A 14,691-nucleotide genomic window follows, 5' to 3' on the forward strand; every position below is an offset into this window, starting at 1 on the left:
CGTGGCGAAAGCTCCAAAACGCGCATTTGTCTGTAATGAATGTGGTGCGGATTATCCGCGGTGGCAGGGGCAATGCAGCGCCTGCCATGCCTGGAATACCATCACCGAGATGCGCATCGCCGCGTCGCCGCAGGTGGCGAGAAACGAGCGTTTGTCAGGCTACGCCGGTAACGCCGGCGTCTCGAAGGTGCAGAAGCTGTCAGACATCAGCCTGGAAGCGCTGCCGCGTTTCTCCACCGGGTTTAAAGAGTTCGATCGCGTACTCGGCGGCGGCGTGGTGCCGGGCAGCGCGATCCTGATTGGCGGCAACCCCGGCGCGGGGAAATCGACCCTGCTGCTGCAGACTTTGTGCAAGCTGGCGGAAGGGATGAAAACGCTGTACGTCACCGGGGAGGAGTCCCTTCAGCAGGTGGCGATGCGCGCCCATCGCCTTGGGCTGCCGACGGCGAACCTGAACATGCTCTCGGAAACCAGCATTGAGCAGATCTGTCAGATTGCCGATGAAGAAAAACCGCAGCTGATGGTGATCGACTCAATCCAGGTGATGCATATGGCCGACGTTCAGTCGTCGCCGGGCAGCGTCGCCCAGGTACGTGAAACGGCGGCCTATCTGACGCGCTTTGCCAAAACTCGCGGCGTGGCGATCGTTATGGTCGGCCACGTCACCAAAGACGGTTCGCTGGCCGGCCCGAAGGTGCTGGAGCACTGTATTGACTGCTCGGTGCTGCTGGACGGTGATGCCGACTCCCGTTTCCGCACTCTGCGCAGCCACAAAAACCGCTTTGGCGCGGTGAATGAGCTGGGCGTTTTCGCCATGACCGAGCAGGGGCTGCGCGAAGTCAGCAACCCGTCCGCTATCTTCCTCAGCCGGGGAGATGAAATCACCTCCGGCAGCTCGGTGATGGTGGTCTGGGAAGGGACCCGCCCGCTGCTGGTGGAGATCCAGGCGCTGGTGGATCACTCGATGATGTCCAACCCGCGCCGTGTGGCGGTGGGGCTGGAACAGAACCGTCTGGCGATCCTGCTGGCGGTGCTGCATCGCCACGGCGGCCTGCAGATGGCCGATCAGGATGTCTTCGTCAACGTGGTCGGCGGGGTGAAGGTCACGGAAACCAGCGCCGATCTGGCGCTGCTGCTGGCGATGGTCTCCAGCCTGCGCGATCGCCCGCTGCCGCAGGATCTGGTGGTCTTTGGCGAAGTGGGGCTGGCCGGCGAAATTCGCCCGGTGCCGAGCGGTCAGGAGCGTATCTCCGAAGCGGCGAAGCATGGCTTCCGCCGCGCCATCGTCCCGGCGGCCAATGTGCCGAAAAAAGTGCCGGAAGGCATGCAAATCTTTGGTGTGAAAAAGCTTTCAGACGCGCTAAGCGTTTTTGACGACTTATAATAAGTTAAAAGGAGATTAGCGATGTCGTCATTTGACTATTTAAAAAGCGCCATAAAGCAGAAAGGCTGTACCCTGCAGCAGGTGGCGGAAGCCAGCGGGATGACCAAGGGGTATCTCAGCCAGCTGTTGAACGCCAAAATCAAAAGCCCGAGCGCGCAGAAGCTTGAAGCGCTGCATCGCTTCCTCGGGCTGGAGTTTCCCCGCCGACAGAAAAGCGTCGGCGTGGTGTTTGGTAAATTTTACCCGCTGCATACCGGGCACATCTATTTGATTCAACGCGCCTGTAGCCAGGTCGATGAGCTGCATATCATCATGGGTTATGACGATACCCGCGACCGCGAGCTGTTTGAAGAGAGCGCCATGTCGCAGCAGCCAACGGTGCCTGACCGCCTGCGCTGGCTGCTGCAGACCTTTAAATATCAGAAGAATATTCGCATCCATGCGTTCAATGAAGAGGGGATGGAGCCCTATCCGCACGGCTGGGATGTGTGGAGTCATGGGATCCGCGCTTTTATGAGCGAAAAAGGGATCGAGCCGAACCGGATCTATACCTCGGAAGAGGCCGATGCGCCGCAGTACCTTGAGCATCTGGGGATCGAGACGGTGCTTATCGATCCTAAGCGGACCTTTATGAATATTAGCGGCGGCCAGATCCGCGAGAACCCGTTCCGCTACTGGGAATATATTCCGACGGAAGTGAAACCGTTCTTTGTGCGGACGGTGGCGATCCTCGGCGGCGAGTCGAGCGGTAAATCAACGCTGGTCAATAAGCTCGCCAATATCTTCAATACTACCAGCGCCTGGGAATATGGCCGGGATTATGTCTTTTCGCATCTCGGCGGCGATGAGATGGCGCTCCAGTATTCTGATTACGATAAAATTGCCCTCGGTCATGCCCAGTATATTGATTTCGCAGTGAAATATGCCAACAAGGTGGCATTTATCGATACCGACTTCGTCAGCACTCAGGCGTTCTGTCTGAAGTACGAGGGGCGTGAGCACCCGTTCGTGCAGGCGCTGATTGATGAATACCGCTTTGACCTGGTGATTCTGCTGGAGAACAACACCCCGTGGGTGGCTGATGGGTTACGCAGTCTTGGGAGTTCCGTGGATCGTAAAGAGTTTCAGTCGCTGCTGGTGTCGCTGCTGAAAGAGAATGAGATCGAGTTCGTCCATGTTAAGGAGTCGGACTACGATACGCGCTTCCTGCGCTGCGTCGAGCTGGTGAAGCAGCTGATGGGGGAGCAGGGGTAGGTCCTCTGCGGGCTGTTGCCCTCACCCCTGCCCTCTCCCGGTGGGAGAGGGAGCAAACCCTAAAAAAGGCAACTTGCGTTGCCTTTTTACTTTTACCTTGCCCTCACCCCGGCCCTCTCCCACAGGGAGAGGGAGCAAACATTAAAAAAGGCAACTTGCGTTGCCTTTTTGCATTTTATTTTGAGATACGTTTGTACTTGATTCGCTTCGGCTCCAGCGCGTCGGCGCCGAGAGTGCGTTTCTTGTACTCTTCGTACTCGGTAAAGTTACCTTCGAAGAACTCCACCTTACCTTCATCCTGGTAATCCAGAATGTGGGTGGCAATACGGTCAAGGAACCAGCGGTCGTGCGAGATAACCATCGCGCAGCCCGGGAACTCCAGCAGGGCGTTTTCCAGCGCGCGCAGGGTTTCGATATCCAGGTCGTTGGTCGGTTCATCGAGCAGCAGGACGTTACCGCCGACCTGCAGCAGCTTCGCCAGGTGCAGACGACCGCGTTCACCGCCGGACAGCTCGCCAACGCGTTTGCCCTGGTCGACGCCTTTGAAGTTAAAGCGGCCCACGTAGGCGCGGCTCGGCATTTCGGTGTTGCCGATCTTCATGATATCCAGGCCGCCGGACACTTCTTCCCACACGGTTTTGCTGTTGTCCATCGCGTCGCGGAACTGATCGACGGAAGCCAGCTTAACGGTTTCACCCAGGGTGATGGTGCCGGAATCTGGCTGTTCCTGGCCAGACATCATGCGGAAGAGGGTGGATTTACCCGCGCCGTTCGGACCGATGATGCCGACGATAGCGCCTTTCGGTACCGAGAAGCTCAGATCGTCGATCAGCACGCGGTCGCCGTAGGATTTGCGCAGATGGCTGACTTCCAGAACTTTATCGCCCAGACGCGGGCCTGGCGGAATGAACAGTTCGTTGGTCTCGTTACGTTTCTGGTATTCAACGTTGTTAAGCTCTTCAAAGCGCGCCAGACGGGCTTTGCCCTTAGACTGACGGCCTTTCGCGCCCTGGCGTACCCACTCGAGCTCTTTCTCGATGGATTTGCGACGTGCGGCTTCCTGAGAAGCTTCCTGCGCCAGACGCTGATCTTTCTGCTCCAGCCAGGAGGAGTAGTTGCCTTCCCACGGAATACCTTCGCCGCGGTCAAGTTCGAGGATCCAGCCGGCGACGTTATCGAGGAAGTAACGGTCGTGGGTAATCGCCACCACGGTGCCTTCGAAGTCGTGCAGGAAGCGTTCCAGCCAGGCGACGGACTCGGCGTCGAGGTGGTTAGTCGGTTCGTCGAGCAGCAGCATATCCGGTTTTTCCAGCAGCAGGCGGCACAGCGCGACGCGGCGGCGTTCACCACCGGAAAGATTAGCGATTTTCGCATCCCAGTCCGGCAGGCGCAGGGCGTCGGCCGCGCGCTCCAGCTGCACGTTCAGGTTGTGGCCGTCGTGCGCCTGGATAATCTCTTCGAACTTGCCTTGCTGTGCGGCAAGCTTATCGAAGTCCGCATCCGGCTCGGCGTATTTGGCATAGACTTCGTCCAGACCCTTCAGCGCGTTAACCACTTCGGCGACCGCTTCTTCCACGGACTCGCGCACGGTGTGCTCCGGGTTGAGCTGCGGCTCCTGCGGCAGGTAGCCAATTTTAATGCCGGGCTGCGGACGCGCTTCACCTTCGATCTCGGTGTCGATACCGGCCATGATGCGCAGCAGGGTAGATTTACCGGCGCCGTTCAGACCGAGCACACCGATTTTCGCGCCAGGGAAAAAGCTGAGGGAGATATTTTTCAAAATATGACGTTTCGGCGGAACCACTTTGCCGACACGATGCATGGTATAAACGAATTGAGCCACGTTGGACTTCGCCTCTTTCTATTTTGATAGATAGTTCAAAGCCGAAGTGTAGCCTTTTTCGCGCGCTAATCCCAGCGAGGCGACAGGATTCACAGAAGCGTAAAAAAATGTTCAGGACATGGCGCGTTTAGCGTTGTCTGATTAGCATAAGTAAAGCCGCCTGCCGAACCGGCAGGGGCTTTTAAGCGGCACGATGCTGCGAAAATGCACCTGAAAGAGGAAGAGCTTGTGGAAAAAGCCAAAAAAATGGCGTGGCATCTTTTGGCTGCCAGCGTTGGTCTGTTGGCGTTGAGTCAGCTGGCGCATGCGGATTCACTGGATGAACAGCGCAGCCGCTACGCACAAATTAAGCAGGCGTGGGATAACCGGCAGATGGATGTGGTTGACCAGCTGATGCCCACGTTAAGCACCTATCCCCTGTATCCCTATTTGCAGTACCGGCAGATTACCGACGATCTGATGAACCAGCCGGCGCTGGTGGTGAAAAACTTTATTGACGCCAACCCGACGCTGCCCCCGGCGCGTTCATTACGTTCGCGTTTCGTGAATGAACTGGCCCGGCGCAGCGACTGGCGCGGCTTGCTGGCGTTTAGCCCCGATAAGCCGACCAGCACCGAGGCGCAGTGCAACTACTACTACGCCAAACTGAGCGTGGGTCAGTCGCAGGAGGCCTGGAGCGGAGCGAAAGCGCTCTGGCTGACGGGCAAGAACCAGCCCGGCGCCTGTGAACCGCTGTTCAGCGCCTGGCGCGACTCCGGCCAACAGGATCCGCTGGCCTATCTCGAACGGATCCGCCTGGCGATGAAGGCCGGCAATATTGGGTTGGTGAAATCGCTGGCCCAGCAGATGCCTGCCAACTACCAGAGCATCGCCAGCGCCGTGGTCGCCCTGGCTAACGATCCTAACAGCGTCCTGACCTTTGCCCGCACCACCGGGGCGACGGACTTTACCCGCCAGATGGCCGCCGTCGCTTTCGCCAGCGTCGCCCGTCAGGATGTGGAAAATGCCCGTTTGATGATCCCTTCGCTGGTGCAGGCCCAGCAGCTGAATGAGGATCAGACCCAGGAGCTACGCGATATTGTCGCCTGGCGCCTGATGGGGAACGATGTGACCGAAGAGCAGGCCATCTGGCGCGACGATGCGATTATGCGCTCGCAGTCCACGCCGCTGGTGGAGCGGCGGGTACGGATGGCGCTGGGGACGGGCGATCGCCATGGTCTGAATACCTGGCTGGCGCGCCTGCCGATGGAGGCGAAAGAGAAAGACGAATGGCGCTACTGGCAGGCGGATCTGTTGCTGGAGCGCGGCAGGGACGAGGAAGCGCAGGCGATCCTCCGGTCGTTGATGCAGCAGCGGGGTTTCTACCCGATGGTCGCTGCGCAGCGTCTCGGCGAGGAGTATACCCTCCGCATTGATAAAGCGATTGGCACGCTCGATCCGGCGCTGGCCTCCGGTCCGGAGATGGCCCGGGTGCGCGAGCTGATGTACTGGAATATGGATAACACCGCGCGCACTGAATGGGCGAACCTGGTCACCAGCCGTAGTAAATCCCAGCAGGCGCAGCTGGCGCGTTACGCTTTTGATCAACACTGGTGGGATCTGAGCGTACAGGCGACGATCGCCGGCAAACTGTGGGATCAGCTGGAGGAGCGCTTCCCGCTGGCCTATAACGATCTGTTTGCCCGCTATATCAGCGGTAAAGATATTCCGCAGAGCTACGCGATGGCGATTGCCCGCCAGGAGAGCGCCTGGAACCCGAAAGTGCGCTCGCCGGTCGGCGCCAGCGGGCTGATGCAGATTATGCCGGGCACCGCGACGCATACCGTCAGCATGTTCAGCATTCCCGGCTACAGCGGCCCGTCGCAGCTGTTGGATCCGGAAACCAACATCAACATCGGCACCAGCTATCTGCAGTACGTTTACCAGCAGTTCGGTAATAACCGCATCTACGCCTCGGCGGCCTATAACGCCGGGCCGGGTCGGGTACGCACCTGGCAGGGGAACAGCGCCGGACGGATCGACGCCGTGGCGTTTGTCGAGAGTATTCCGTTCTCGGAAACACGCGGCTACGTGAAGAATGTCCTCTCCTATGACGCCTACTATCGCTACTTTATGGGTCAGCAGGATAAGCTCTTCAGCGATGCGGAGTGGCGGCAGCGTTACTGATCGCCGGGAAGTATGTTATGCTTTGTACTCGTTGAAGAGTACATTCGACGGGCAGCGTAAGCTGCCCGTCTCAATATGGTGGCGCGATATGACCCAACAATCTCCCTATTCCGCGGCCGTTGCCGAACAACGTCATCAGGAGTGGCTGCGCTTTGTGGCGCTGCTACAGCAGGCCTATGCGCAGGATCTGCATCTACCGTTGCTGCAGCTCATGCTGACCCCTGATGAGCGTGAAGCGCTGGGGACTCGGGTGCGCATTATCGAAGAGCTGCTGCGCGGTGAGATGAGCCAGCGCGAGCTGAAAAATGAGCTCGGTGCCGGCATTGCGACCATTACCCGCGGGTCCAACAGCCTGAAGTCGGCGCCGGTTGAGCTGCGCCAGTGGCTGGAGCAGACGCTGTTGGCTAGCGATAAATAGCGTTGTGGAACGGGCTTAACGCCAGCACGACCGCCTGATGGTAAACGCTGCTGCGGGTTAATTTGCCGCCGGTGAAAACCCCAATCGCTCCCTCTTTACGACCAATCTGATCGATGCCGGTATACTGCGACATGACCGGCCCGAGGGCTTCGCCAGCGCGAACCTGCTCAAGAATAACGTCAGGCAACGGCAGCGTGGCTGAGCGCGCTTCTCCGCGCTGGCTGGCGCTTTCGATGACCACCCAGCTAAAGGTACTGTCATCGTCAATTCCGGCTTCGATGGCGACCCAGAAATCGGCATGGGGCTGGGCGAGGCGCGCATTGGCGACGCGATTTCGTGCGCCAGCGCGCGTTTCCTCGCTGCCGAAGGGTTGTTCCGGCACGCCGCTCTCGACGGAGACGGACTCAATGTGGCAGGATCCTTCGCCGAAAATCTCGTCAAAAGCCTGCAGAATTGCCTGAATTTTGGCGGGATTAGTGGTCGCTGAGACAACATGGTGCATAATCAAAACAACTCAGAATAAACTAACGTCATCGCAGTATACTCTAAATCACCCCCAGGGCAGTCGGTAATGCCCGCAAGCGGTCGATAACGAGTTCAGAACGGAAAAAAAGCATGTTACAGGTATACCTTGTTCGCCACGGTGAAACGCAGTGGAACGCCGAGCGACGTATTCAGGGTCAGTCCGACAGCCCGCTGACCGCACACGGTGAGCGCCAGGCCTGGCAGGTTGGCGAGCGCGCCAGAACGCTGGGGATCACCCATATCATTACCAGCGATCTGGGGCGAACCCGTCGCACAGCAGAGATTATCGCCGAAGCCTGCGGCTGCAGCGTGATCGCTGATGCGCGCCTGCGCGAGCTGGATATGGGAGTGCTGGAGAAGCGCCATATTGACTCGCTCAGCGAAGAAGAAGAGGGCTGGCGCCGCCAGTTGGTCAACGGCACGCCGGATGGTCGCATTCCGCAGGGCGAATCGATGCAGGAGCTTAGCGAACGTATGCATGCGGCGCTGGCCGCCTGTCTGGAATTACCGGCCGGTAGTCGACCGCTGCTGGTGAGTCATGGTATCGCGCTGGGCTGCCTGGTGAGTACGATTTTAGGGCTGCCGGCATACGCAGAGCGTCGTCTGCGCCTGCGCAACTGCTCGATCTCGCGCGTCGATTATCAGCAAAGCCCGTGGCTGGCTTCCGGCTGGGTGGTGGAAACGGCGGGCGACGTCTCGCATCTTGACGCCCCCGCGATGGACGAGCTGCAGCGTTAACGGCGGATCGGGATCAGATACTCGCAGCGCAACTGAATCGGCGTGGCCTGATCCCGGCTTTCATCTTCAGGATAGAAGCGTTCAATATCCAGCCCCTTGCGACGCGTCAGGTTCAGCATCGGCATGCAGGTGCCGTAGACCGTCAGGATGAATTCCTGCAGGCCGGTACCCAGCCCTTCATACGTAAACATGACATACTCGCCGCCCTCCAGCGTCACCGGATGGGCGTTCTGCAGGTGGCCGTTAGCCATCTCCGGCGTCAGCGCGGTGGTATAGAACACTTCCTGCTCATCGTCTTTCTCCAGGCTCGGACGCGGTTCATGCAGCCCGTAGAGCACCGGGGGGATCGACGGCGAGTTGCCGAGGAAATCTCGCCAGAACTGGACCCGCATCTGGTTGCGGAAGTCGGAGATTTCCTCCAGCTTACAGGTATAGCTCTGAGTCACACCGAGCAGTTGAGTCGTGGGTAGGGCGACAAATTCATGTTTCGGCAGGGTAAACTCGCCAAGACGTAGCGGCGGACGCATACCGAACGAGCTCCAGTCCGGCGAGCGGCGGTAGAGAGCCGGCGTCAGCGAGAATTGCTTCTTGAACGCACGGGTGAAGGTCTGCTGGGAGTCGAAACGGTACTGCAGCGCAATATCAAGGATTGGACGGGCGGTAAGGCGTAATGCGACAGCTGATTTCGACAACCGGCGCGCGCGAATATAGGCACCGATAGCGTGGCCGGTGACATCCTTAAACATTCGCTGCAGATGCCACTTGGAATAACCTGCCTTCGCCGCCACATTGTCCAGAGAAAGCGGCTGATCCAGGTGACCTTCCAGCCAGCTAAGGAGATCGCGAATAATCCCTGCTTGATCCATAAAATGTCCCCATCCTTAAACACAGGTGCCTGATATTAAAGTAGCGGATAATAGCATTTTTTGATGTTTTAGCATTCAGTGTTTTTTTTGCTTTTAAATGCGGTAGGTCAGTGGATCTGAACGATAATTTTGTAAAGCTGTGATCTATAAACCTTTTCTGCTAGGTCCGTGATAATCACTTAGCTATATTTTTTAATAATGGTAACAATATGAAATACAAGAAGTTTGCGATGGGCCTGCTGTTGCTGGCCGGCTGTCAGGTTGCTCAGGCGGAGCAGATTGGTTCCGTGGATACGGTCTTCAAATGGTTAGGACCGGATCACAAAATTGTCGTCGAAGCCTTTGACGATCCGGATGTACAGAACGTGACCTGCTATATCAGCCGGGCGAAAACCGGCGGGATCAAAGGCGGCCTGGGGCTGGCGGAGGATACCTCCGACGCGGCCATCTCCTGCCAGCAGGTCGGGCCGATTGAGCTGACGGACAAAATCAAAAATGGCAAAAGCCAGGGCGACGTGGTGTTCCAGAAGCGCACCTCGTTAGTATTTAAAAAGCTACAGGTCGTTCGCTTCTATGATGCGAAGCGCAATGCGCTGGTCTACCTGACCTATTCGGATAAAGTAGTTGATGGTTCGCCGAAGAACGCCATCAGCGCCGTGCCGATTATGCCCTGGAATAAATAAACGGGAGCGCGCATGCAGCAGCCATGGATTTGGTTAGTTGAGGATGAACAGAGTATCGCCGATACCCTGGTTTATATGCTCCAGCAGGAGGGCTTCCAGGTCACCGTCTTCGACCGCGGGTTGCCCGCGCTGGAGGCGGCGGCGCATCAGGCGCCCGATGTCGCCATCCTCGACGTTGGCTTGCCGGATATCAGCGGCTTCGAGCTCTGTCGGCGCCTGCTGACGCGCTTTCCGGCGCTGCCGGTGCTGTTTCTCACGGCGCGGAGCGATGAGGTCGATAAGCTGCTGGGGCTGGAAATCGGCGCTGACGATTACATCGCCAAGCCGTTTTCGCCGCGCGAAGTTTGCGCGCGGGTGCGCAGCGTGCTGCGACGGCTGCAAAAATTTGCCGCGCCTTCGTCGGTAGTTCGCGTCGGCGAGTTTGTGCTTGACGAGCAGGCGGCGTCGATAAGCTGGTTCGGCCAGCCCCTGAACCTGACGCGCTATGAATTTCTGCTGTTGAAAACTTTGCTTCACGCGCCCGGTCGCGTTTTCTCCCGTCAGCAGCTGATGGAGCGGGTATGGAGCGATGCCTGGGAAAGCCTCGACCGCACCGTCGACACCCACATCAAAACCCTGCGCGCTAAACTGCGGGCCGTGAATCCTGATTTGTCGCCAATCAATACCCATCGCGGGATGGGCTACAGCCTGGGGCGCAGCTGATGCGCATCGGCATGCGCCTGCTGCTGGGCTATTTCCTTATCGTCGCGATCGCCGCGTGGTTTGTACTGTCGATCTTTGTCCAGGAAGTGAAGCCGGGCGTGCGCCGGGCGACGGAGGGGACCCTCAACGATACCGCCACCCTGCTGGCGGCGCTGGCGCGTGAGGACCTGCTGGTGGCAAACCCGCAGCAGGGCAGGCTGGCGCAGGCCTTTCAACAGCTCAACCAGCAGCGGCTAAACGCCAACATTGGCGGAATTAAAAAGGTGCGTAATGAGTACCGCGTCTATCTGACCGATGCCCGGGGCAAGGTCGTGTTTGACTCCAGTGGAGAGGCGACAGGGCAGGACTATTCACGCTGGAACGACGTCTGGCTCACCCTGCGCGGGCAGTATGGCGCGCGCAGTTCGCGCAGCGATCCGCATGATGAAGCCAGCTCGGTGATGTATATCGCCGCGCCGGTGATGGATAAGGGGCGGATTATCGGCGTGCTGAGCGTCGGTAAACCCAACCTGGCGATGACGCCGGTCATTAAGCGCAGCGAGCGGCGGATCCTCTGGGCCGGCGGCGCCCTGCTGGGCATTGCGCTGTTGATCGGCTGCGGCGTCGTCTGGTGGATCAATTTCTCTATCGGTAAGCTGGTGCGCTATGCGGACTCCGTGACCGCTGACCGCCCGCTGCCGTTGCCGGAGGTCGGCAGCAGCGAACTGCGTAAGCTGGCCCAGGCGCTGGAGAGCATGCGGGTGAAGCTCGAAGGCAAAAACGCCATCGAAAACTATGTCTATGACCTGACGCACGAGCTGAAAAGTCCGCTGGCGGCTATTCGCGGTGCGGCGGAAATTCTGCGCGAAGGGCCGCCGCCTGAGGTGGCGGCGCGGTTTACTGAGAATATCCTTGCGCAGAACACCCGCATGCAGCTGCTGGTGGAGCGGTTACTCCAGCAGGCGCGACTGGAAAGCCGGCTGGAGATAAAGCTACAGCCGGTGTCGATAGATGCGCTATACCAACGCCTGGCGGAGGAGCGCGACATCGCCCTGGCGGCGAAAGCCATTACTCTGCGCTGGCAGGCGAGTGGGATGCTGGTCAATGGCGATGGCGAACTGCTGGCCCAGGCGCTGGGTAATCTGCTCGACAACGCGATTGATTTTACCCCCCAGGGCGGCGAGATCGCCCTGGGGGTAGAGAAACGGAATGCAGAGGTGCGACTGAGCGTAACGGATAACGGATGCGGTATTCCGGAGTATGCCCTGACGCGGATCTTTGATCGGTTCTACTCGCTGCCGCGTGAAGACGGCCACAAGAGCAGCGGCCTTGGGCTGGCCTTCGTTCGTGAAGTGGCGCGCCTGCATCATGGCGATATCCGTCTGCACAATCGCCCTGAAGGCGGCGTGGTCGCTACGCTGAGACTTCACCGTCCCTTCACATAGCTTCAAATTCTCCCCACACAGCCGCCCTATGGTGAGGCCATCACGATAGGGAGAAAGCTATGTTGAAATCACCGTTATTCTGGAAAATCACCACGCTAATCGGCTGTATTGTGCTGTTATCTCTACCTTTAATGATGGTCAGGGAGCTCATCAATGAGCGGGCTGATTATCGCAGCGAGGTAGTGGACGCCATTGAGCAGAGCACCAGCGGTTCGCAAAAACTCGCCGGGCCGCTGATCGCTATTCCGGTAACCGAGACGCTGACCCGCAGGGAGAACCAAAAAGAGGTCGCCTATCAGCGTAGCTGGGTGTACTACTGGCTGCCGGAGTCGCTGGCGGTCACCGGCAAACAGACCGTGGAGTCGAGAAGGGTGGGCATCTACAGCGGGCAGGTATGGCATAACGCCCTGCAGATTAAGGCCACCTTCGATCCGCTGCGTCTGGCGTCGCTGCGAAAAACGCATATCACCCTGGGCCTGCCGCGGCTGGTGGTGAGCGTTGGCGATGCCCGCGGCATTGGCGCCATCCATGCCCCGGAGGTCAATGGTAACGTATTAAGCGTGGAGCCGGGGCTGGGGATCAGCGGCGATGGGGCGGGCATCCATATGCCGATGCCTGCGCTGGCGGAGGACAACAAGCCGCTTGAGATTGCTTTTTCGCTCGATCTGAACGGAACGGGCGCATTTTCACTAGCGCCGCTCGGGCGCAACAGCGAGCTGCAGCTGACCAGTAACTGGCCGCATCCCGGCTTTCTCGGCAGCTTCCTGCCAACGAAACGCGAAGTGAATGCTGCCGGCTATCGCGCCCACTGGCAAAGCAGCTGGTTCGCCAATGATATGGGCAGCTATTTCAAGGATGATATGGAGATCCCGTGGTCGCGCTTACCGGCGTTCAGTGCCGATGTCATGTCGCTTGCCGACCAGTACCAGCTAACCGATCGGGCGACAAAATATGCCATCCTGTTAATCGGGCTGACGTTTATGGCCTTTTTCGCTTTCGAGAGCCTGACCCATCGGCCCCTGCATCCGATGCAATATTTGCTGGTGGGCTTATCGCTGGTGCTGTTTTACCTGGTGCTGCTGGCGCTTTCGGAGCACATTGGCTTTACCGCCGCCTGGCTGGCCGCCAGTCTGTGCGGCGCGGTGATGAATGGGATCTACCTCCAGGCGGTGCTCAGGGGATGGCGCAACAGCCTGCTGTTTGTCGCCGCGCTGCTGCTGCTGGATGGGGTGATGTGGTTTCTGCTGCACTCCGAGGACAGCGCGCTGCTGTTGGGGACCGGTGTGCTGGCGCTGGCGCTGAGCATTCTGATGTTTTTGACCCGGCGAGTGGACTGGTATGCGTTATCGTTACCGAAAGGCAGTGCGCCTCCGCCGCCATCTGCCGATGACGACAAACTGCGCCTGTGGAAAGAGTGACGGCATAAAAAAAACGGCGCCCTCGGGGCGCCGTTTTCACATCATAGCTGCCGAATAACTCGCATTATTCCTGCAGATCGCCGCAGAAACGGTAACCTTCACCGTGAATGGTAGCGATGATTTCCGGAGTATCCGGAGTGGATTCGAAGTGTTTACGAATCCGACGAATGGTCACGTCAACGGTACGGTCATGCGGCTTCAGCTCGCGACCGGTCATTTTCTTCAGCAGCTCGGCACGAGACTGAATTTTGCCCGGGTTTTCGCAGAAGTGCAGCATCGCGCGGAATTCACTGCGCGGCAGCTTGTACTGTTCGCCGTTCGGGCTAACCAGGGAACGGCTGTTGATATCGAGTTCCCAGCCGTTGAACTTGTAGCTTTCCACGCTGCGACGCTCTTCGCTCACGGTACCGAGGTTCATGGTACGGGAGAGCAGGTTGCGCGCGCGGATAGTCAGTTCACGCGGGTTAAACGGTTTAGTGATATAGTCGTCAGCGCCGATTTCGAGGCCAAGGATCTTATCCACTTCGTTGTCGCGGCCGGTTAAGAACATCAGCGCGACGTCGGCCTGCTCGCGCAGCTCGCGCGCCAGCAGAAGACCATTTTTACCCGGCAGGTTGATATCCATGATCACCAGGTTGATATCATTTTCAGACAGGATCTGATGCATTTCCGCGCCATCGGTCGCTTCGAATACATCGTAACCTTCTGCTTCGAAAATACTTTTTAACGTGTTGCGTGTTACCAACTCGTCTTCAACGATAAGAATGTGCGGGGTCTGCATGTTTGCTACCTAAATTGCCAACTAAATCGAAACAGGAAGTACCAAAGTCCCTGACCTGCCTGGTGCATGTCGCAAATTAACATGCGCGGCGTAACATGACTAAAGTACGTAATTGCGTTCTTGATGCACTTTCCATCAACGTCAACAACATCATTAGCTTGGTCGTGGGTACTTTCCCTCTGGACCCGACGGTGTCAAAAACGGCTGACATCCTAACCATTTTAACAGCAACATAACAGGCTAAGAGAGGCCGAACACCCAATAAAACTACGCTTCGTTGACATATATCAAGTTCAATTGTAGCACGTTAACAGTCTTGTGAAATCATTGCATCGCCATGCTCTTTATAGTCACAATCTTTACCCGGCTCAACTAGTTGCGTGGATAAATTAATAAATACAGTGAATCCAATGTCTGGAACGATGCGTCAGATGAAATTTCATTGCCCATCATATGGATAAATGGGTTCTGTTAACATACTCCTTGTCA

The 14,691-nt window shown here is 57.9% G+C and carries 14 protein-coding genes; 10 read left to right on the forward strand and 4 right to left on the reverse strand.

The features are described from left to right. Window position 1 precedes the first annotated feature (1 nt). Window positions 2–1,384, forward strand: a complete 1,383-nt coding sequence (gene radA / locus ABLU73_RS11640; protein ID WP_002887800.1) for a DNA repair protein RadA — start codon at window positions 2–4, stop codon at window positions 1,382–1,384. Window positions 1,385–1,405: 21 nt separating this feature from the next. Then, window positions 1,406–2,638, forward strand: coding sequence for a multifunctional transcriptional regulator/nicotinamide-nucleotide adenylyltransferase/ribosylnicotinamide kinase NadR (nadR, locus tag ABLU73_RS11645; protein WP_004886547.1), 1,233 nt, complete (start codon window positions 1,406–1,408; stop codon window positions 2,636–2,638). 175 nt (window positions 2,639–2,813) lie between these two features. On the opposite strand, the gene ettA is transcribed toward nadR, so the two are convergent. Next, complete coding sequence (gene ettA / locus ABLU73_RS11650) at window positions 2,814–4,481, reverse strand: energy-dependent translational throttle protein EttA (RefSeq protein WP_004204211.1); 1,668 nt, start codon at window positions 4,479–4,481, stop codon at window positions 2,814–2,816. A gap of 228 nt (window positions 4,482–4,709) precedes the next feature. Between ettA and sltY the strand changes: the two genes are divergently transcribed. Together sltY and trpR are read left to right on the forward strand one after the other, a co-directional pair. Next, window positions 4,710–6,647, forward strand: a complete 1,938-nt coding sequence (gene sltY / locus ABLU73_RS11655; RefSeq protein WP_053810947.1) for a murein transglycosylase — start codon at window positions 4,710–4,712, stop codon at window positions 6,645–6,647. Between the two features lie 88 nt (window positions 6,648–6,735). Beyond that, window positions 6,736–7,065, forward strand: coding sequence for a trp operon repressor (gene trpR, locus ABLU73_RS11660; RefSeq protein WP_004204213.1), 330 nt, complete (start codon window positions 6,736–6,738; stop codon window positions 7,063–7,065). Here trpR and yjjX read toward each other — a convergent pair. Next, on the reverse strand, window positions 7,052–7,567 hold the full coding sequence (gene yjjX, locus ABLU73_RS11665) for an inosine/xanthosine triphosphatase (RefSeq protein ID WP_004204215.1): 516 nt from the start codon (window positions 7,565–7,567) through the stop codon (window positions 7,052–7,054). The two genes, trpR and yjjX, sit on opposite strands and share 14 nt — an antisense overlap. A 113-nt stretch (window positions 7,568–7,680) precedes the next feature. Here yjjX and gpmB point away from each other — a divergent pair, with 113 nt between their 5' ends. Continuing rightward, window positions 7,681–8,328, forward strand: a complete 648-nt coding sequence (gene gpmB, locus ABLU73_RS11670; protein ID WP_004204216.1) for a 2,3-diphosphoglycerate-dependent phosphoglycerate mutase GpmB — start codon at window positions 7,681–7,683, stop codon at window positions 8,326–8,328. On the opposite strand, the gene robA is transcribed toward gpmB, so the two are convergent. Then, window positions 8,325–9,194 (reverse strand): MDR efflux pump AcrAB transcriptional activator RobA, encoded by an 870-nt coding sequence (gene robA / locus ABLU73_RS11675; protein WP_004204217.1) that lies wholly within the window; start codon window positions 9,192–9,194, stop codon window positions 8,325–8,327. The genes gpmB and robA overlap by 4 nt on opposite strands. A gap of 209 nt (window positions 9,195–9,403) precedes the next feature. On the opposite strand from robA, the gene creA reads away from it, so the two are divergent. The 4 genes from creA to creD are packed head-to-tail and all read left to right on the forward strand — an operon-like array spanning window position 9,404 to window position 13,421. Then, window positions 9,404–9,877, forward strand: coding sequence for a protein CreA (gene creA / locus ABLU73_RS11680; RefSeq protein ID WP_009309170.1), 474 nt, complete (start codon window positions 9,404–9,406; stop codon window positions 9,875–9,877). A 12-nt stretch (window positions 9,878–9,889) separates the two neighbouring features. Then, on the forward strand, window positions 9,890–10,579 hold the full coding sequence (creB, locus tag ABLU73_RS11685; protein ID WP_009309171.1) for a two-component system response regulator CreB: 690 nt from the start codon (window positions 9,890–9,892) through the stop codon (window positions 10,577–10,579). Further along, complete coding sequence (gene creC / locus ABLU73_RS11690; RefSeq protein ID WP_264923634.1) at window positions 10,579–12,003, forward strand: two-component system sensor histidine kinase CreC; 1,425 nt, start codon at window positions 10,579–10,581, stop codon at window positions 12,001–12,003. Before creB ends, creC begins: the two co-directional genes overlap by 1 nt. Window positions 12,004–12,062: 59 nt before the next feature. Further along, on the forward strand, window positions 12,063–13,421 hold the full coding sequence (gene creD / locus ABLU73_RS11695) for a cell envelope integrity protein CreD (protein WP_069135399.1): 1,359 nt from the start codon (window positions 12,063–12,065) through the stop codon (window positions 13,419–13,421). Window positions 13,422–13,485: 64 nt separating this feature from the next. On the opposite strand, the gene arcA is transcribed toward creD, so the two are convergent. Then, the gene (arcA, locus tag ABLU73_RS11700; RefSeq protein ID WP_002887843.1) at window positions 13,486–14,202 is read right to left on the reverse strand and encodes a two-component system response regulator ArcA; all 717 of its coding nucleotides are present in this window, start codon (window positions 14,200–14,202) and stop codon (window positions 13,486–13,488) included. A gap of 95 nt (window positions 14,203–14,297) precedes the next feature. Between arcA and yjjY the strand changes: the two genes are divergently transcribed. After that, window positions 14,298–14,438 (forward strand): protein YjjY, encoded by a 141-nt coding sequence (gene yjjY, locus ABLU73_RS11705; protein WP_004146984.1) that lies wholly within the window; start codon window positions 14,298–14,300, stop codon window positions 14,436–14,438. The last annotated feature ends 253 nt before the right edge of the window (window positions 14,439–14,691 follow it).

The sequence above is a fragment of the Klebsiella sp. GG_Kp175 genome (genome assembly GCF_040062325.1).
GTDB lineage: Bacteria > Pseudomonadota > Gammaproteobacteria > Enterobacterales > Enterobacteriaceae > Klebsiella > Klebsiella quasipneumoniae.

What these genes read in the sequence shown, in the direction of transcription:
- creC (WP_264923634.1), top strand. Translation starts at nt 10,579, where the DNA reads ATGCGCATCGGCATGCGCCTGCTGCTGGGCTATTTCCTTATCGTCGCG.
- creA (WP_009309170.1), top strand. Translation starts at nt 9,404, where the DNA reads ATGAAATACAAGAAGTTTGCGATGGGCCTGCTGTTGCTGGCCGGCTGT.
- robA (WP_004204217.1), bottom strand. Translation starts at nt 9,194, where the DNA reads ATGGATCAAGCAGGGATTATTCGCGATCTCCTTAGCTGGCTGGAAGGT.
- yjjY (WP_004146984.1), top strand. Translation starts at nt 14,298, where the DNA reads ATGACTAAAGTACGTAATTGCGTTCTTGATGCACTTTCCATCAACGTC.
- creD (WP_069135399.1), top strand. Translation starts at nt 12,063, where the DNA reads ATGTTGAAATCACCGTTATTCTGGAAAATCACCACGCTAATCGGCTGT.
- nadR (WP_004886547.1), top strand. Translation starts at nt 1,406, where the DNA reads ATGTCGTCATTTGACTATTTAAAAAGCGCCATAAAGCAGAAAGGCTGT.
- creB (WP_009309171.1), top strand. Translation starts at nt 9,890, where the DNA reads ATGCAGCAGCCATGGATTTGGTTAGTTGAGGATGAACAGAGTATCGCC.
- arcA (WP_002887843.1), bottom strand. Translation starts at nt 14,202, where the DNA reads ATGCAGACCCCGCACATTCTTATCGTTGAAGACGAGTTGGTAACACGC.
- yjjX (WP_004204215.1), bottom strand. Translation starts at nt 7,567, where the DNA reads ATGCACCATGTTGTCTCAGCGACCACTAATCCCGCCAAAATTCAGGCA.
- gpmB (WP_004204216.1), top strand. Translation starts at nt 7,681, where the DNA reads ATGTTACAGGTATACCTTGTTCGCCACGGTGAAACGCAGTGGAACGCC.
- trpR (WP_004204213.1), top strand. Translation starts at nt 6,736, where the DNA reads ATGACCCAACAATCTCCCTATTCCGCGGCCGTTGCCGAACAACGTCAT.